The organism is Stenotrophomonas sp. YJH_SMC_135, assembly GCF_059372355.1.
Window position 1 is genome coordinate 72812 of sequence record NZ_JCAFVN010000006.1, and the last position, 15822, is coordinate 88633.

Here is a 15822-nt window from a genome sequence, read left to right on the forward strand (position 1 = left end):
CGAGCCTGCTGACGCGCGAATGCCCGATCCATCCATCGGGCAACCCAGTAGTGAACGTTGAGGTAGCGGCGCAGATTCATGGCCGCAGTATAGGCGCCAGAAGCCCAATGCACGCAAGGTGCGTCACGTAGTAGCCGTAGAAGGCCCACCGGCCACGCGGGACCGGCAGCGCCACCCGCGACAGGCTCACCCCCACCGGAATGGCCACCAGCGCCCACAGGTTGCCGTTGAACCAGCAGATCGCGGTGAATGCCGGCAGCAACGGCCAGAACTGGCGCCACTTGAAGGCGCACCACACCAGCAGGACGAACCCTACCCCGGCCCACTGGTAGTCGACGAACAGGGGCAATATAGCCGCGGCTAAAGCCAGGCATGCCCACCTCCGCTGGTCGACCAGCCAGATCAATACTGCGCACAGGGCGAACGTGAGCAGGATGTTCAACGGCAACCAGTACCCGAACGCCAAGGCGTGCACCGGCTGCGCAATCAGCCCCCACATGCCGAGCCTGCGCACCGACTTAACCGCGTCAGCGCCGGGCTGGGCGAGGTTGTAGGCCATCACCAGTGCGAACAGGGGAAACGCTACCCTGCCCGCCTCGCTGAGACCTGGCACATAGCCGCCGTAGATCACCTTGGCGACGTGGTCGCACGTCATGAGAACGACGGCCAGCCACTTCAACAGCTCGCGCGCACTGCTGGTCATAGCTTGTCCGGTCCTGGCGCCGTGGTCATGTAGCTTTCGGTTGGGAACGGCGGCGACTCGGGGAAGCTCCCCATGGTCCGCTCCACGTGCTGGACGACACTGCCCGTCAGTGCCACAGACTCCGCTGGGCGCGGCTGGCCGGCCGCCTCAAAGCGCTGGTCCCGCCGATCTTCCGACCGTTCACGATACGGGTTGTAAACCGGCCCATTGCGGGCGAGCGTGCGGCACTCGGGTTGGCTCAGCTCATATGCTGTCCCTTGCTCAGTGAGGCAGCGGCAGCTCGCCTCTTGGCGAACGCCCTGCGCGTCCAGCCCCTCCATGGACGACATACACACCAGCTGCGGGTCAGATCGCGCCTGACGATCATCGAAGACCGGCGCAGTCCACGGCATCGTGCTGATGCGCGGCAGATGATCCTTTGCATAGGCAGCGGCTGAGGGCCAGCGTGGCGCACCTTCCTTTCGCGAGCTGGTACCAGCGTTCGCAGGGGCCGCATCGGCTAACGCCGATTGCGTCCCCTTTGTGTCCGCCACACCCGTAACGGCGGAAGGACGTAACAACGTGTACGCCCAATAGGCGAGGCCAAGGCCAACGAGAGCCATCAGCGGCAGCGCCAGAACCTTGAGCGGAATTCGTGCCTTGATCGTGTGCACCTCAGCCGACTTGTACTGACCGAACACCTGCGACGGCAGCAACCGCGTGGTGCGTTGGGCCATGTCTCGCTTCGCGAGCGATTTGATTTCCTCGTTGAGTTCGCCCCAACGATAGACGTCAAGCATCTTCGTGCCGAAACGCCGCACCACGTGCGAGTGCGCACCTATCAGGCCGCGCACGAACGGATACAGCTGGTTTGGCTGCTGCGTGGTCCATACGAAGTCAAGGCCACGGTGTCGGTGTTCGGCTAGTTCCAGTACATGCCTGGGCGTCTGCTGCCTTGTGGCGTCATGCAGATGGCCGAACCACTTCCATGCTTCGTCCACGAAGATCAGCGAGCCGTTCGGGACGATGTAGTTACCTTCGGTGTCCTTGTTGTTCCAGTGCCGTGCGTCATCAAGGACAGTCGCAAGGCCGGGCTCGAGGCCATCAATGCCCACAGCAAAAATCGGGCGATTCGCTGCCTTCGCCTCCTCGACAAGGCGCTCCATCATGAGCGCGGTTTTACCGTTGCCGGGCTGCCCGGTGAACAGTTCGATAGGCATGTCAGGTTCGCTTCGTCAGGAACGTCTTCGCGGCACCAACCGCGAACTTTGCCGTAACAGCGGAAGCGATCATGGTGCAAGCCACATCGAACTTCATGATGCCGGCATAGGACACCACCAGCGCGCCCCACTCCCCCCCCGGCGCACCGGCACGCATTGCGTCTTCCATCTGGCTGATCCATGGATCCACGAGGAATTCATTCGTTGCCCAGGAGATGCCAAGCCACACCATGGCCTCAGCAACCCATGGACCCCACTTCGAACGGAACAGCGCAGCGAGCGCGGTCAGCAACGTACTGATGAGCATTGGCATGTTTAGGCATCCCTACTGGCGATGATGCGAAGGCAGAACAGCGCGGCGAGGCCGACAACGAAATAGCTGCCCAAGCCGAGCCACCGGCACAGCGGTGTGATATCGAACGCGATGGTTTGGCCCATAACCTCAATTGCGGGCGGCTGGGGGCATCCCCTACCCCAGCCATAGCCGGACGTATCAGGCCGCGTCGGCTGCCCGCTACTCGGCGTCCAGACATCGGAAGCGGGCCGATCAGCTGGTGTTGTGACAGAGCCTCCCGTGCCGGTGAGCGCGTCTCGAATCGCCTTTACGTCGCCGTCTCCACCGCCAGAACCGGTATTGCTCGCCATCTTTTCCAGCGCGCAAGCCGAGCGCCACTGCATCAGGAGTCCGGCGTACTCCATGGCGTCACACTTCTCACCCGTGCAAACAGGCATCGTGCTGCACAGGCCACCGGCTATATTTCGATTCCTACGCGTGTTGCACTCAATCCGCCATTGGATACGCGCCTGCCCGCACATGATCGGCGAGCCGCTGCATGACGGCGGTGAGCTGCAATCGTCGCCCCCGGAGAAAGAGTCCTTATCGCCCGGCTCGTCGGGCTTGCCGTCACCGTCGGAATCCTTCTTACACGTGCCGTCGGGACCGCGCACCTCGCCACTTGCGCATTGCCCATCGCCTGGCAAGCACTTGCCATCAGGAGACCGCACCTGACCAGCCGGGCATTCGTTGTCCTTCTTCTTGCATGTGCCGTCCGACTGCTGCGCCATGCCATCAGGGCAAGGCTCAGGCGCGCACTGCCCGAGCGAGTTTTGCTTGCCGCCGTCCTTGCACTTTCCGTCATCCGGCTCACAAGCAGACATGCCCGCATTCCAGTGATAGCCCGGAAACTGAGCATTGCACTTATCTTCATCGTAGTTGGAGCAAATGCCAGGATCGGACGTGTACTTGCCGTTGAAGTAGCCATCCCCAGTCGAGTACCACGCCTGCTTACAGCCGGCGTTACACGTCACCGAGCCGTTCTTGGGCTTGCCCCCGTTGAGGTACGGATATGGGCCGTTCCAGTCGGGACGGCTCGCGCAATCCTTGCCTTCCGGAAAGCCGTGATTTGAATCCTTATACGGGTCAAACGCCAAGCCACAGCCCCGTGGCCCCGTTGAGCCAGAGCCGATAAATGGCTGCTGACAGTTGAACATGTTTGTGCCGAGCCTCGTGCATGTACCAGCACCATACGAAGTATCGGTAGGTGTGCTGGCCGCCAGTGCCATGCAACCAGCGTAGGCCGCGCCTTCATCGGGATACCAGACCGTTGCGCGAGCCGGTTCGGCGTATAGAAATAACGTCGCTGCCAGCGCGAGCAAAAATGCGCTCAGAGCGCGGCTGCATTTGAATGGCAACAGCATCAGCTGAAGTCCACGAAGATGATCGCGCAGGCCACCAGCCATGCGCCGAGCCAGATCCACCCTTCCATCCCAAGCCCCCTGCCCTATCCAGGGCGTTAAAAGACCGGGGGGAGGGAGTCGGCCCTGCCCCCCGGTTGCCGTTACATCGCGCGGCGCACCCACTTGTAGACCTTGATGCCGACCAGCACGGTCAGCACGGCACCGCCGATGGCGGCGATGGGAGCGGCGGCACCCTGAATCGCGGTCACCACGTTGCCCACGTCGACGCCACCACTGCCGCCCGAGGCGAATGCCGGCGCCGAGGCCAGCGCGGCGGTACCAACAACTGCCAGAGCGGCACCCTTGCCCTTCAGGGCGTTGAAGATCTTGTGCATGTGTCCTCCTAGGACTGTTCGATTTTCTTGCGGATGAGCCGGAACACGTACGCCAAGGCCCACAAGAGCGCGATCTTTGCCCCAATGGCCTGAGCATCCTCAATCGGCAGTTCCGGCAGCAGCGCCGGTTGAGGAATCCAGATCACAGCCGTGCAGGTCCCCGTGGCCGTGTCCAAGTCGGCTTCGCGGCACGCGGGAATCAGCACGGCCATGACTTATGCAGCCTGCTTAGCCGGGGTGCCGGGCTTTGCGCCCTGCGGATCAACAAGCGTCATGCGACGTGCCAGCTCGATACCGAAGCGGCCGGGCACGAGGTCGGCAACAAGATGCCATTCCTTAACCGCACCAACCGGATAGCCCTTCTCGGGGCCGTCAACTTCCACTTCCACCTGGATGCGCATCGCTTCGGTTTCTAACGTTGCGCGCTGGAAATGAACCTGCTTCTGCATGCCGCTCTTGGTGGTGACGTAGCGGATTTCGACGGCGGTATTGATCGTGATCTTCGGAGCGTTCATCGGTTCGATTCCTTGGTCTGTTTGATTGGCTTTGTCGTTTCGTCGTTGGCAAATTTCGGGCGGTACTGTGGGGTCAAGCTAAGTCCCCCCCTACCCCCCCGCAGGGAGATGTGGTGGACCGCTTGTTGCCCCGTTGCGCGATGCTTGCATCAGTCCGCCCGGTGACCAGGTGTCGCCCTGGTCTATCGGATCGCGTGTTGCTGTCGCCTGCGATCAAGGCGTCTTGCTCTGGGCGGCGCGTGTAGTCGATGGGCGGCGGGTTCCATGCCCCGAAGTTCCGCGAGAAATCGACCACACCGCCTTTCGTGACGTACTTACTTACGTAGCCGGTAATGTCCGCCTGGCTGCGCGGCGCTTCGATGCGATTGCGACCGAACTCGCGGTACCACCATTCGTGCCACTCGTAGCGGCTGGCGAGGCGGTTGAGGTCATCGGTAGGTGCAGCTGCAACGGCGTGGAAGTGCAAGCGGCCATCGCGGTGAAACTCCTGTCCCCGCGCCCACTGAATGCCGCCATGCCAGCGCGATGCCCACTTGGGACCGTAGATGCTGCGATTGAGGCAACTGACGAAGTAGCGGAACGCTTTATCAGCCGCTTCCTCGTGCATGCCACCTGTTCGACTGGTCTTGCTGAGCTTGAACGTGAGCGTCCAAAACTGTTGCCAGGGAACCCGCTGGAGTAGCTCGGCGTATCCCTGCGCTTGGTAATCAACGTGCCGCAGCTGGTGCAGCAATTCAGCGTCGCATCCGTCGCCCGGAGGGTCTGTAGGCTGCCCCCGCACAGGTAGCACGGACTGTTGGGGTAGTGAGTCGTCATGGCTCATCGCCCTGCCCGCGCATGCAAGCTAGTTCTGCTGCGGCCAGTAGATCGCCGCGCTTGGTGGCGGCGATTTCTGCCTGATAGAGCTTTTCAGAAAGAGTGACCGGGTCCAGGTCGTAATCGCGACCGCCCATGAAATCCGACGCCTCCCACATCCTCTGCAGTTCGCGGTCGTAGGCGTAGGGGTCGCGCTGGTATGCGGACTCGTCATCTTCGGTCCACCCAGTGGCGGCCAGTTCGGCACGTGCCTGGGCTACGAAGGCGGCTTCGCGTGCACTGCAACGGGCAGACTCCCCGCGCCGGTCGAGGCACCACGAAACGAGTTTGGCGCTGCCAATGGAAACGGCCGCGATGGCCACCAGCAGCACGAAGGTAATGAGCGGATCAATCATCCCTGTTCCCCTGCCCCAAGCCCCAAGAGAACCCGCCAGCGGTCTTGGGGAGCGACTGGCGGGAGTGTCAAGGATTCCTCGACACCGGGACGAACTGTAAAGTACCCCTGTACACCCATGTCAAGTAGGTATCGACAATGAGCGCCAGCTACGACCTGTTCTGCCGGTGGAAGCACGTGCAGAAGATCCAGAGCGACAACGCTGGTGCGCTGGCATTGGGCGTGTCCAGGGCGACCGTTTCCCTCTGGAAACAAGGGAAAAACGCGGAAATCCACTACATCGAGCGGATGGCCGTGGACATTGGTGACAGCCCGGAAATGTGGTCGGCTGTCGTAATGGCTGAGCGGAGCAATTCCGAGGACGAAAAGGCCGCATGGCGCCGAATTGCGCAAAAACTCGCCACTGTGGTCATGGCGCTATGCCTCTTCGTGGGTACTGCCCTACCCCACGACGTGCAGGCTATGCCGCAGGCTGGTAATGCCTTGCACGATATACATTATGCGAAATGATGTGCCGGGCAGTACTTGCGTACGTGGACTCGGACTGGCAGTGGCTGCGACTGTGGCTCTGGCTCTGGCTCCGGTCGGCCCCCACGACAAGGATGAGCCGGCCCTTGGCGTGTTCTTGCTGTTGGGCGGAATCGTTACCGCAGCTCTGAATTGCTGGAGATGACGCGCAGCCCTTGCACGGTCCAGCTGGAAAGGTGACGAGATGATCCTCGCTAGAGACGCTCTCGGGGCTGCTATGAAAACCGCGAAGACTGTATGGGATGATATCTGTCGGGATCGGGCAAAATAGGTGATGCGCTCCGTATCCAGGGGCATGCAGAGCCTGAAAAGCCGGCCATTACTTCGCCCGAGCGGACCTTCTGGAAGCGCTTGGTTGCAACGGCCGTGGCATGCCTGACTGTAGGCTTCGCCCTGCCCTACATGGCTCAGAACGCTTTAATTCTATGCGAGATTCTGATGGGCTTGGGCTGGGTCTTTGGCGAGGCCTGTCCACGCCGCCTCGGCATGGTCAGCTTTCCGAAGCTCCAGCAATACGCATCTCGCACACTTTCGTGATCAATGATCCCGTAAGGCGATGCTGTTAGTGATGCACAGCAAAAACAATTAGCTGCCACTTGATTGGGCCTTGACCAACGCTGTGCTGATGATGATTCTGCGGTGGTAACGGATTGTCTTTGTTTGCTGCTATCTCACTTCCGCAGCCCGAACAACGATAAATTCCAGAATTGTGAGCGATCGTTCCTGGGGGTAGGAGTGCATCGAACGCAACGCTGTCATTGTGAACGAGGAAATTCGCGTTCTTGTAGCTTGCCATTTATCACTCCTTGGTCGTCGTCGATTCAAGCTAGGCCGCTTTTGAATTTGATGCCTTCGAATAGAGGTTGGCGATGTTCAGCATTTCTTCGACCACTAAACGGATGCCATCTCGGAGCGGCGCGATATCACTTTCGCGCGCGTTGTAACGTCTGTTGTGTGCAGAAAGGTCCCCTAGCCGCTTGAATTCCTTCAGGGCTTTGAGTCCCATCCTGCTCAGCGATATCTTGTGATCGCTCTCAACGTAAGCCACAAGCTCACTCAGCGGCTGATAGTGAGCATCTTTCTTAATCTCTACCTCTCGCCCCTGGTGTTCGTACATTTCAATAATGAGAGTCTCAAGCAGCCTGCGGCACATGACGGCACAGCAATCGTAAAGTTTGCAGTCAAAGCTCTTGTTGATCTGATCTGCGATTCTCTCGATGTAGTTTCGAGTGCCATTGACGAGCCCCAGCGGAACTACACTGTCGCTAGCTGGCAACTCGGGCGGTCCGACATAGGTTATATAATCCGCATCCAGTTTCTTTCTTGCCGGTGGCCGAAGCGACCAGCCGCCTCCGGGGGCCACTGCTGTTCGTTTGTCAGCGCGAAGCATTCGGTCTAAGCGCGAAACGTTCTGCTGCGGGTGTCCAGCCGAGCGAAGAATCTCCGCAACACTCTTCGCGCTCAGCCCGATCGACGGATTCTCACGGCCTGCGAGCCACAGAAGCGCGATTGCTCGATCCATTTGGGTCTTGCAACATTCGTCCACTTGAAGAAGAAAGGCTCGATATGGCACGTCTATTCCCTACCTATTAAAGGGATTTCCAAGCACTCCAGTCCTGCTTGCAGAAGCAGCTGGTAATCAATATTGCCTTAGAGACCTGCGCAGGATTCAAGACAACCTGGCCGCCAGGGCGAGACTGAAGCCACTCTGCGCTTTTTATGCCACGCGAGGCGTTGGGGTCCCGAAGGCCAATTGTTCCCAAGACTCCCTGAGCTTGTCCTTGGGTAACGGGGCCAATGCCACCATTTCGGGCCCATAGGCAAAGAGCTGTTGCAGCCAATACAATCGGCGCGACTGCCTTGGGCCCTCGCATAGGAAGTTCCTTCTTCATTTGCTCCCAACAATGGGAGTCCAGTCGCAGGTGCGGCTCCGAAGAAGTGGGATCGCAGGAGCCAACGAGCACATCGAGCTCTACCCCTAGCTCTTTTGCAAATTTGTTGAGGGGCTCGGCGACTGGTGTGTTCTGAGTCTGCTGCTGGGTCTGGACTTTGGATGTATTTTCAGCATCTATGGCTTGCGTTTGTGCGCTAGGAAGCGTCATAGGGTTCAATGTCGAGGAACCGCTGTTTATCGCCGAAAAAACTGCGTTCCACAGTATCGCGTCATCCACTTCTGCGACGACCACTTCATTGGCTTTCAAGACAACGGACATGCTGGCCTTGAGCGGACCTACCTTCTCATTGGCTTTCAAGGGAAACTCCTCTGTGCGCTTTCACAAACTATGCTCAATGATCCGTCTGAAGTCAATATGCGACTTCAGTTGCGTCATGCATCGGAAGCAAGGTTCAAAATGCTCTACAAGACATTGATAGATATAGGAATAAATGCCAGGCGCCCCGACGTCACTGACAGGATCTTCTCTTGGCGAAATTTTGCTCGTTGTAGCGTCAGGGAACTGAGGAGGCTCGTGTCGTCTCTCACGCATTCGATGGATGGCAATCGGGCTATGTACGAAGAAGCAGCCGTACAGGAGAGCTGCTGATGGCTGGCAATCCTAAGCCATCTTGTCGCATCCGCCTCGCTCTTGGTTCGACTGGGTGGATACCGACAGCACACAGGTGTGCGCTTTCGACACCGGGGATAGCATTGCGGCGCAAGGCCTCAGCTACGTCGCAGCATATGCGACAATTCTGAAAATGTTGAAAGTGGTGTCGGCATCGGCCTTACTGCATTGGCAACGCGTACGACCGGGCGTATTTCTTTTCGTGCCACCAATACACCGGTGGCCGGGGCTCGAAATCCCGGTAACGCGACTGTAGTTTGCGCTTGTCAGCCGGCACCACGCTTTGTGGTGCCGGCTGGCAATCCGTCGGCCGGCTATGGCGGGCGGTGCGTGGGGGCCCTGTGCCCACCGGGCCTAGTCGCGTACCGGATTTCGAGCCACGCATCGTCCGCCACCTTTATCGGTGGCGGCTTCTGCATGCACGCAAGGAGCCCAGCCATGACCCAGCCCCACTCCCCTGACCCACATCCGATCCACGACGCGTCTGCGAACAGCCCCGCGCTGGATCCGAATACGCTCATCGCCCTGCTGCACAGCATCGGCTCGGGCGCCGCCTCCGATGGTCAGCCGTGGCCGGAACGCCATCAGATGCCCGGCCGACGCATCGCCCTGGCGGATACCGATTGCTCGCTGGCCGGGCTACGCGTGGTGCTGGAGATCCTGCTGGCCGCGCAGCGTGCCCGCGAGAACGGCGAGCTGGAGCAATACGTCGGCCCGCGCGTGATGGAGGGCCTGATCATGGCCGGAATCGGCCTTACCGCACACGCCAGTACGCGGCTGCATCCGGAGGGCTGAGTGGCGTGGTGCCGCTGGGCGGCCAACGCGCTCTGTCTTGTGGCGGTGGTTGCGGCACAGGCGCTGTGGCCAGCGCCACCGGTGCCCTCGCCTGTCGCGTTCCAAAGCATCAACGACGATCGATTGTCACAGTTGCGCCGCCAGGCGATGCAGTTCGTGGACTCTCGGCCACGACAGGGCTTCCAGTTCGTCGAGCGGCATCGAGATGCCGAGTTCCAGGTTCATTGCCGAGGCATACCCGTGCTGTGGCTGGAGAGGCTCCCGCAACATCTGCTGTTGCAGGTCTCACTGGACGCGGAGCAGCGTGCGCCCGCCGTTGTGCGGTTGCGGGCGCTCCTCCAATGGCAGTTGGAGCCGTTGGATTACCTGGAGCAGGTACTGGCTGGCGTGCCGGAGCCTGTTCTGTTGGATCGGGTGCTGCAGATTCTTGCTGGTGATGTGCCTGATGGGGCGCGATGTGGCGTGCCGTAGTCGAGGATGGCTCGACTCTACAGGGCTGCGGGCAGCGAGGGTTCGGGCTCCGGCCCTACCGCTAGTCACCTGCGCGACGGGCGTTGGCACCGTGATCGTGCGACTCAACCCCAGCATCGATCCAGCCCGCATCGCGCGCACGCGCAAGATCTTCTGGCGTATCGATATCCAGGCCCAGTTCCGGTGCCTGCAGGACATGCACCGTATCGACAGGAAGTTGCCGCAGGCGCGCTCCGAAGCCCCGGTCACCGGCTGTACCGACAGGGGTGAACCAGGCGCGCGGCACGACTGCGGGAACGCCAAGCGCATTTGCGTGGCGGGTGCCCGCGCACGTTGACGCTGCGGCGCGGGCACCCGAAAGCAGCGCCTGCAGATGCAAGCTCTCGATTGCGGGCTGGTCGCATGCCACGACCATCACCGCGGTCACCGTGGGCAGCAGGTGTGCGCCGGCAACCTGCAGACTGCTCGCCAGGCCGCGTTCCCAGTGGGGATTGGTTACCGGCGTGGCGTCCAGCCCGGCAATGCTGGATGTCACTGCCTGTGCGTTCGCGCCCACCACGACCAGTACCTGCGCTGGTGCGAGATCCCGCGCCAACCGCACCACGCGATGTACCAGGGTCTCGCCCTGCCGGGTCAGAAGCTGCTTGGGCTGGCCAAGTCGGGTGCTCCCGCCGGCAGCAAGCACGACGATCGCATGCGCGTCAGTCACCTGCCGTGCGCGCCTCGCCATTGCTGCAGCTGCGCGGCGATGCTGAGCGAAATCGCCTCTGGCCCTCGGCCGCCGATGTTCAGGCCGACCGGTGATCGAAGTCTGGGGGAAAGGCGGTGGCGCTGATCCGGTGTCAGCAGCTTGAACAGGTCCTCGCGCCTTCGCCGCGGACCCAGCAGTCCAATGAACGCGACGTTGGTATCAGCCAGGGCCACCAGCGCCTCCCGGTCCAGTTCGAAATCGTGATGCATCACCAGTGCCGCGTCGCACGGGTCGCCATGAAGGGCCTCGGCCGGGCTGGTCTGAAGATGCGCATCCGCGCACTGCCCGGCTGAGGCCCAGCGCGCTCGACGTTCGGCCACGCTGACCCGCCACCCCAGGCCGCGCAGCAGCGGAACCAGGAAGGGCGTTTCGGGACCGCCCCCCAACACCAGGGCCCGCGGAAGCCGAGGCAACGGCAAACACCACGCACCCTCGCCAAAGGGCTGCGTACCCTCCATCGGATGCAGCTGCCACGCCTGCTCGCGATGGCCGGCACGGAAAACGACCTGCCCCGACGTGCGAAGGTCGCGCTGGAGTGACACGCCCTCGCGCAACCAAGCCTCGATCACGTCGTCGATGCCTGCCATGGCACGCAATGGCAGCAGCGCAATCCGAAGCCGGCCGCGGCAGCCGAGCGCGGATCCGCTCAACAGGTCGTCGTCACTGCGGGTGTCGATCTCGATCCAGTCGACCCGCCCTGCCGCGCTCACCTGCTCCGCGCGTCGCGCGAGCTCGGGCTCCAGGCATCCGCCGCTCAGCCAGCCGACCTGGCTGCCGTTGCAGAACAGCACCATGTCGCCGGCACCGGCGTAGGTGGAGCCATCGGTTTCCAGCACCAGCGCGAGCACGGCGTGCTCCCCCGCACGCATGCGCGTCAAGGCCGTCTCGAGCACGCCGCGCGGGCTGCCTTCGGCGAGGAAGCCCGGCGCTGCGGACAGGTCCTCGGCAAGATCGCCGGGCTCCCCTCCGCCTGCGGCGGAGACCTCCAGAGTGGGCGAGGCTACGGGTCGGTCCATGCGCAACGTCAGCCTATGTCGGGCAAGCCGGGCAACAGCTTGTCCAGGGTGATGGGATAGCTGCGCACGCGCACGCCGGTTGCGTTGTAGATCGCATTGGCGATCGCGGCGCCAACCCCGCAGATGCCCAGTTCACCCACACCCTTGGCCTTCATCGGCGAGATCACCGGATCCAGCGTGTCGAGGAAGACCACCTCCTGGTACGGGATGTCGGCGTGCACGGGAACCTCGTAGCCGGCCAGGTCGTGGTTGATGAACAAACCAAGCCGTTTGTCGACCACCAGCTCCTCCATCAGGGTCGCGCCCGCACCCATCACCATCCCGCCGATGACCTGGCTGCGTGCGGAGAGCGGATTGAGGATCCGGCCGCCATCGCATACGGCAAGCATGCGGCGAATGCGCGTTTCTCCAGTGTAGGCATGCACGGCGACCTCGCAGAAATGTCCTGCATAGGTGCCGACGTCGTAGCCTTGTTTGAAGTCGCCGAAGGCAATGCCGTCCTCCGCCGACAGGGTTCCCGCCTCCGCCAGCGTGATGGTCCGCCCATCCGCCTGGATGCGGCCATTGGCGAAGTTTGCGGTGTCGCCGTCGAAGCCGAGTTTCTCGCCCACCTTGCGGCGCAGGCTGACGCACGCCGCGTACACGCCCGCGGTGGAGCTTGCCGCGCCCCACTGGCCGCCGGAACCGGCGGAGGCGGGATGACGGGAGTCACCGAGGGTGACCTGGACCTGGTCCAGCGGCACGCCCATGGTCTCGGCTGCCGTCTGCGCGATGATCGTGTAGGAGCCGGTGCCGATGTCGGTCATGTCGGTCTCGACAACCACCCCGCCCTGGCCGTCAAGCCGGACCCGCGCCGCCGACTTCATCGTCGGTGCGCCGCGATAGCCCGCGGACACGCCCATGCCGACCAGCCAATGCCCTTCCCTGACCTGCGCCGGCTTGGCATTGCGCTTGTTCCAGTTGAAGCGCTCCGCGCCTTCGCGCAGGCAGCGCACCAGGTTGCGGTCGGAGAACTTCTTGGACGGATCGCCGGGCACGACCTCGGGCTCGTTGAGGATGCGGAACGCGATCGGATCGAGGCCCAGCTTCTCGGCCATTTCGTCCATCGCCACTTCCAGCGCCATGTGGCCCGGTGCTTCACCCGGTGCGCGCATCGCATTGCCTTCGGGCATGTCGAGCGTGGCGATGTAGTTGGCCACCAGGCGGTTGGCGCCTGCATAGAGCTTGGGCGTCTGCAGGGTGCCGTTTTCGCCATCCTCGCCGTTGATGTTGCCCGACCAGTTCTCATGGGCGATGGCGGAGATCCGGCCATCCTTTCCGCAGCCGATCCGCACGCGCTGGAGGGTGGCGTGCCGGTGCGTGGTGTTGTTGGGCATCAACGGGCGTTGCAGCGCGATCTTCACCGGTCGCCCCACCTGCTTGGCCGCCAACGCGGCCAGCACCGCGTCGGCGCGGATGAACAGCTTGCCGCCGAAGCCGCCGCCGACATAGGGCGAGTCCACGCGCACCTTGGCAGGATCGATGCCGAGGATCGCCGCCATGCCCTGCCTGGCCCAGTCGATCATCTGGTTCGCCGTCCACAGCGTGAGCGTGTCACCCTCCCAGGCGGCGATGGTGGCGTGCGGCTCCATCATCGAATGACTTTCGTCGGAGGTGTGATAAGTCTCGTCGAGCTTGACCGCGGCGCTCGCGTAGGCGGTGTCGAAATCGCCCAGCGCCTGCCGGTCGGGCTTGCCGTCACGCCCCTTTGCCAGCGGCGCGGTCGGTGCCAGGGCCGGGAAATCGAAGCGGCCCTTGCTGCGCTCGTAGCGGGTGCGGATCAGCGCCGCGGCGGCGCGGGCCTGCTCGAAAGTCTCTGCCACCACGCAGGCGATGGCCTGGTGGTAGTGGGCCACTTCGGGTCCGCCGAACAACGGCGCGTTGTTCCAGTTCGATTTGCCGACCGGCTTGGTTTCCGGTGCGGTGATGACCGCCAGTACGCCGGGCGCGGCACGTGCGCGGGAGGCATCCATCGAAATGATGCGCCCCTTGCCGATACCCGCACCGACGATGTAGCCGTAGGCCTGGTTCGGCGCCACGTCATGGCGCTCGTAGGCATAGGGGGCGGTGCCGGTGGTCTTGCGCGGACCGTCGATGCGCGGCGTCGGTTTGCCGACGACCTTGGCCTTGTCGAACAGGTTGTCGCCGGCGGGGGCGTTGAATTGAAGGGGCATCAGCGCTCTCCTTCCACCAGCACGGCCGCGAGGGTGCGCTCGGCGAGCGCGATCTTGAACGCGTTCTCCGGCGTCGGACGGGCGCCGGCGAACACCTGCCGGGTCGCGGCCTTTACGCCATCGCGCAGCAGCGGTTCGGCTGCCTCGACGCGCCACGGCTTCGGCGCAACTCCACCGAAGGCGAACCGCGCCGAACCGTCTCGCTGCACGACCGCAGCGACCGACACCAGTGCGAACGCATAGGACGCGCGGTCACGTACCTTGTGGTACACGTGCCGACCGCCCAGGGGCTTCGGCAGCGTGACGTGGGTGATCAGCTCACCGCGCTGCAGCACGTTGTCCTGCTGCGGCCTGTCGCCGGGGGAACGATGGAAATCGGCAATCGGGATGCTGCGCGTACTGCCGTCACCGCTGACGGTCTGGATCGAGGCGTCCAGCACCCGCAGGGCCACCGCCATGTCGCCCGGATAGGTCGCGATGCAGCTGTCCGATGTGCCGATCACGCCCATCTGCCGGGAGAACCCCTCGAGTGCGCCGCACCCTGATCCGGGCAGGCGCTTGTTGCAGGGCAGATGGGGATCGTAGAAATACGGGCAGCGCGTGCGCTGCAGCAGGTTGCCGCCGGTGGTGGCTTTGTTGCGCAGCTGCCCGGAGGCGCCTGCCACGATCGCGCGGGTCAGCACCGCGTAGTCGCGGCGCACGCGCTCATGCGAGGCCAGCGCGGTATTGGTGACCAGCGTGCCGATGCGCAGGCCGCCCTCGTCGGTGGGTTCGATCCTGTCCAGGCCGATGTCCTGCACATCGACCAGGTGCGCTGGCGTCTCGACCTCAAGCTTCATCAGGTCGAGCAGGTTGGTCCCTCCGGCCAGGAACTTCGCGCCCTCGGTACCGGCGACGGCCTTGGCGGCCTCGGCCGGGGATTTGGCGCGTTCGTAACTGAAGGCCCTCATGAGCGCCTCCCTGCAGAGGTCACGCCAGCAACCTCTTCCATCGCCTCGGCAATGTTGGAATAGGCCCCGCAGCGGCAGAGGTTGCCGCTCATGCGTTCGCGCATCTCCATGTTGGTGGCCCGGGGCCGTGCGCTGACGTTTGCCTGCACATGGCTGGGGACACCCCGCTTGATCTCGTCCAGTACCGCCACCGCCGAGCAGATCTGCCCCGGCGTGCAGTACCCGCACTGGTAGCCGTCATGCTTGATGAAGGCGGCCTGCATCGGATGCAGGTCATCGGGGGTTCCGAGTCCTTCGATGGTGGTGATGGCATCGCCCTGGTGCTGCACCGCCAGGCTGAGGCAGGCATTGATGCGCTCACCGTTGACCAGCACGGTACAGGCACCGCATTGACCGTGATCGCAGCCCTTCTTGGTCCCGGTCAGCTTCAGATGTTCGCGCAGGGCATCGAGCAGCGTGGTCCGGGTGTCGAGTTCAAGCTCCCGCCGCTTGCCGTTGATGGTGAAGGCCACCGTGTTGATGACCGGCGGCCTGGGCGGCGGGGGCGTCGCCAGTTCGGCGGCGAGCGATGACGCCCCCGGTGCGGCGGACATTGCCACGGTCGTGACGCCGCCGGCGATCACCTGGCGACGCGTCAACTTCATTCCTTCATCACAACTTGGCACAGTGACCTCCTGGCGTTCGGGAAAATCCCGTGGCTGGATGGACGCGCTCACACTACCCAAGGGGCACTATGCCCATCTGCGGGGTACAGGCCTGTGAAGTCGGCGACATGTACGATCCGACCAATGCAGGCAACCGCGACTTTTACTCTTCAGCGCGGCACTCTTGAGCC

The 15822-nt window shown here is 62.9% G+C and carries 21 protein-coding genes; 4 read left to right on the forward strand and 17 right to left on the reverse strand.

Annotated elements, in window-relative coordinates; translation table 11 throughout:
- Nucleotides 1-76: 76 nt before the first annotated feature.
- From AC5P98_RS18175 to AC5P98_RS18215, 9 genes are all read right to left on the reverse strand, one after another.
- A complete protein-coding gene (locus tag AC5P98_RS18175) occupies nucleotides 77-703 on the reverse strand; it encodes a TraX family protein (RefSeq protein WP_164214001.1) in 627 nt (208 codons plus the stop codon).
- The gene (locus tag AC5P98_RS18180) at nucleotides 700-1902 is read right to left on the reverse strand and encodes a zonular occludens toxin domain-containing protein (protein WP_495230137.1); all 1203 of its coding nucleotides are present in this window, start codon (nucleotides 1900-1902) and stop codon (nucleotides 700-702) included. Before AC5P98_RS18180 ends, AC5P98_RS18175 begins: the two co-directional genes overlap by 4 nt.
- A gap of 1 nt (nucleotide 1903) precedes the next feature.
- Nucleotides 1904-2215 (reverse strand): DUF2523 family protein, encoded by a 312-nt coding sequence (locus AC5P98_RS18185; RefSeq protein WP_049405310.1) that lies wholly within the window; start codon nucleotides 2213-2215, stop codon nucleotides 1904-1906.
- A gap of 2 nt (nucleotides 2216-2217) precedes the next feature.
- Nucleotides 2218-3642 (reverse strand): virulence factor TspB C-terminal domain-related protein, encoded by a 1425-nt coding sequence (locus tag AC5P98_RS18190; protein WP_164214003.1) that lies wholly within the window; start codon nucleotides 3640-3642, stop codon nucleotides 2218-2220.
- Nucleotides 3643-3740: 98 nt separating this feature from the next.
- A complete protein-coding gene (locus AC5P98_RS18195; RefSeq protein WP_164214004.1) occupies nucleotides 3741-3974 on the reverse strand; it encodes a major capsid protein in 234 nt (77 codons plus the stop codon).
- A gap of 8 nt (nucleotides 3975-3982) precedes the next feature.
- Nucleotides 3983-4186: a hypothetical protein gene (locus tag AC5P98_RS18200; protein ID WP_049405305.1), complete on the reverse strand. Its 204-nt coding sequence runs from the start codon at nucleotides 4184-4186 to the stop codon at nucleotides 3983-3985.
- Between the two features lie 3 nt (nucleotides 4187-4189).
- The gene (locus tag AC5P98_RS18205; RefSeq protein WP_495230139.1) at nucleotides 4190-4489 is read right to left on the reverse strand and encodes a hypothetical protein; all 300 of its coding nucleotides are present in this window, start codon (nucleotides 4487-4489) and stop codon (nucleotides 4190-4192) included.
- A 73-nt stretch (nucleotides 4490-4562) separates the two neighbouring features.
- On the reverse strand, nucleotides 4563-5312 hold the full coding sequence (locus AC5P98_RS18210) for a rolling circle replication-associated protein (protein WP_458242291.1): 750 nt from the start codon (nucleotides 5310-5312) through the stop codon (nucleotides 4563-4565).
- Complete coding sequence (locus tag AC5P98_RS18215; protein ID WP_164093702.1) at nucleotides 5302-5700, reverse strand: hypothetical protein; 399 nt, start codon at nucleotides 5698-5700, stop codon at nucleotides 5302-5304. The genes AC5P98_RS18210 and AC5P98_RS18215 overlap by 11 nt, the downstream gene beginning before the upstream one ends.
- A 137-nt stretch (nucleotides 5701-5837) precedes the next feature.
- Between AC5P98_RS18215 and AC5P98_RS18220 the strand changes: the two genes are divergently transcribed.
- Both AC5P98_RS18220 and AC5P98_RS18225 read left to right on the forward strand, forming a co-directional pair.
- Nucleotides 5838-6209 (forward strand): DUF3693 domain-containing protein, encoded by a 372-nt coding sequence (locus AC5P98_RS18220; protein WP_495230141.1) that lies wholly within the window; start codon nucleotides 5838-5840, stop codon nucleotides 6207-6209.
- Between the two features lie 336 nt (nucleotides 6210-6545).
- Nucleotides 6546-6764, forward strand: a complete 219-nt coding sequence (locus tag AC5P98_RS18225) for a DUF3693 domain-containing protein (protein WP_401732953.1) — start codon at nucleotides 6546-6548, stop codon at nucleotides 6762-6764.
- Between the two features lie 25 nt (nucleotides 6765-6789).
- Here the strand turns inward: AC5P98_RS18225 and AC5P98_RS18230 are convergent, their stop codons facing one another.
- From AC5P98_RS18230 to AC5P98_RS18240, 3 genes are all read right to left on the reverse strand, one after another.
- Nucleotides 6790-7023 carry a hypothetical protein gene (locus tag AC5P98_RS18230; RefSeq protein WP_099475810.1) on the reverse strand — a complete coding sequence of 78 codons (234 nt, stop codon included), beginning with the start codon at nucleotides 7021-7023 and terminating at the stop codon, nucleotides 6790-6792.
- A 30-nt stretch (nucleotides 7024-7053) separates the two neighbouring features.
- On the reverse strand, nucleotides 7054-7749 hold the full coding sequence (locus AC5P98_RS18235; RefSeq protein WP_143570033.1) for a hypothetical protein: 696 nt from the start codon (nucleotides 7747-7749) through the stop codon (nucleotides 7054-7056).
- A 67-nt stretch (nucleotides 7750-7816) separates the two neighbouring features.
- Nucleotides 7817-8479 (reverse strand): hypothetical protein, encoded by a 663-nt coding sequence (locus tag AC5P98_RS18240; RefSeq protein WP_262085326.1) that lies wholly within the window; start codon nucleotides 8477-8479, stop codon nucleotides 7817-7819.
- A 750-nt stretch (nucleotides 8480-9229) separates the two neighbouring features.
- Here AC5P98_RS18240 and AC5P98_RS18245 point away from each other — a divergent pair.
- Together AC5P98_RS18245 and AC5P98_RS18250 are read left to right on the forward strand one after the other, a co-directional pair.
- Nucleotides 9230-9586, forward strand: a complete 357-nt coding sequence (locus AC5P98_RS18245; protein WP_099475638.1) for a hypothetical protein — start codon at nucleotides 9230-9232, stop codon at nucleotides 9584-9586.
- Entirely contained in the window at nucleotides 9587-10057 is a 471-nt protein-coding gene (locus AC5P98_RS18250; RefSeq protein ID WP_099475639.1) for a hypothetical protein, read from the forward strand.
- 61 nt (nucleotides 10058-10118) lie between these two features.
- On the opposite strand, the gene AC5P98_RS18255 is transcribed toward AC5P98_RS18250, so the two are convergent.
- Genes AC5P98_RS18255 through paoA form a run of 5 tightly spaced genes read right to left on the reverse strand, consistent with a single transcriptional unit; the run spans nucleotide 10119 to nucleotide 15631 of the window.
- Nucleotides 10119-10787, reverse strand: coding sequence for a nucleotidyltransferase family protein (locus AC5P98_RS18255; RefSeq protein ID WP_099475640.1), 669 nt, complete (start codon nucleotides 10785-10787; stop codon nucleotides 10119-10121).
- A complete protein-coding gene (locus AC5P98_RS18260) occupies nucleotides 10763-11824 on the reverse strand; it encodes an XdhC/CoxI family protein (RefSeq protein ID WP_099475641.1) in 1062 nt (353 codons plus the stop codon). Before AC5P98_RS18260 ends, AC5P98_RS18255 begins: the two co-directional genes overlap by 25 nt.
- Before the next feature lie 8 nt (nucleotides 11825-11832).
- Nucleotides 11833-14037 carry an aldehyde oxidoreductase molybdenum-binding subunit PaoC gene (paoC, locus tag AC5P98_RS18265; protein WP_262085378.1) on the reverse strand — a complete coding sequence of 735 codons (2205 nt, stop codon included), beginning with the start codon at nucleotides 14035-14037 and terminating at the stop codon, nucleotides 11833-11835.
- Nucleotides 14037-14987 (reverse strand): FAD binding domain-containing protein, encoded by a 951-nt coding sequence (locus tag AC5P98_RS18270; RefSeq protein WP_014647153.1) that lies wholly within the window; start codon nucleotides 14985-14987, stop codon nucleotides 14037-14039. Before AC5P98_RS18270 ends, paoC begins: the two co-directional genes overlap by 1 nt.
- Nucleotides 14984-15631 (reverse strand): aldehyde dehydrogenase iron-sulfur subunit PaoA, encoded by a 648-nt coding sequence (paoA, locus tag AC5P98_RS18275; RefSeq protein ID WP_495230151.1) that lies wholly within the window; start codon nucleotides 15629-15631, stop codon nucleotides 14984-14986. The genes AC5P98_RS18270 and paoA overlap by 4 nt, the downstream gene beginning before the upstream one ends.
- Nucleotides 15632-15822 lie beyond the last annotated feature (191 nt).

Bases quoted from the DNA above. Each gene is read 5' to 3' on its own strand.
- AC5P98_RS18200 (WP_049405305.1), bottom strand. From the start codon at position 4,186: ATGGCCGTGCTGATTCCCGCGTGCCGCGAAGCCGACTTGGACACGGCC.
- AC5P98_RS18210 (WP_458242291.1), bottom strand. From the start codon at position 5,312: ATGAGCCATGACGACTCACTACCCCAACAGTCCGTGCTACCTGTGCGG.
- AC5P98_RS18230 (WP_099475810.1), bottom strand. From the start codon at position 7,023: ATGGCAAGCTACAAGAACGCGAATTTCCTCGTTCACAATGACAGCGTT.
- AC5P98_RS18270 (WP_014647153.1), bottom strand. From the start codon at position 14,987: ATGAGGGCCTTCAGTTACGAACGCGCCAAATCCCCGGCCGAGGCCGCC.
- paoA (WP_495230151.1), bottom strand. From the start codon at position 15,631: ATGAAGTTGACGCGTCGCCAGGTGATCGCCGGCGGCGTCACGACCGTG.
- AC5P98_RS18190 (WP_164214003.1), bottom strand. From the start codon at position 3,642: ATGGCTGGTGGCCTGCGCGATCATCTTCGTGGACTTCAGCTGATGCTG.
- AC5P98_RS18235 (WP_143570033.1), bottom strand. From the start codon at position 7,749: ATGGATCGAGCAATCGCGCTTCTGTGGCTCGCAGGCCGTGAGAATCCG.
- AC5P98_RS18175 (WP_164214001.1), bottom strand. From the start codon at position 703: ATGACCAGCAGTGCGCGCGAGCTGTTGAAGTGGCTGGCCGTCGTTCTC.
- AC5P98_RS18220 (WP_495230141.1), top strand. From the start codon at position 5,838: ATGAGCGCCAGCTACGACCTGTTCTGCCGGTGGAAGCACGTGCAGAAG.
- paoC (WP_262085378.1), bottom strand. From the start codon at position 14,037: ATGCCCCTTCAATTCAACGCCCCCGCCGGCGACAACCTGTTCGACAAG.
- AC5P98_RS18215 (WP_164093702.1), bottom strand. From the start codon at position 5,700: ATGATTGATCCGCTCATTACCTTCGTGCTGCTGGTGGCCATCGCGGCC.
- AC5P98_RS18245 (WP_099475638.1), top strand. From the start codon at position 9,230: ATGACCCAGCCCCACTCCCCTGACCCACATCCGATCCACGACGCGTCT.
- AC5P98_RS18185 (WP_049405310.1), bottom strand. From the start codon at position 2,215: ATGCCAATGCTCATCAGTACGTTGCTGACCGCGCTCGCTGCGCTGTTC.
- AC5P98_RS18205 (WP_495230139.1), bottom strand. From the start codon at position 4,489: ATGAACGCTCCGAAGATCACGATCAATACCGCCGTCGAAATCCGCTAC.
- AC5P98_RS18260 (WP_099475641.1), bottom strand. From the start codon at position 11,824: ATGGACCGACCCGTAGCCTCGCCCACTCTGGAGGTCTCCGCCGCAGGC.
- AC5P98_RS18180 (WP_495230137.1), bottom strand. From the start codon at position 1,902: ATGCCTATCGAACTGTTCACCGGGCAGCCCGGCAACGGTAAAACCGCG.
- AC5P98_RS18195 (WP_164214004.1), bottom strand. From the start codon at position 3,974: ATGCACAAGATCTTCAACGCCCTGAAGGGCAAGGGTGCCGCTCTGGCA.
- AC5P98_RS18255 (WP_099475640.1), bottom strand. From the start codon at position 10,787: ATGGCGAGGCGCGCACGGCAGGTGACTGACGCGCATGCGATCGTCGTG.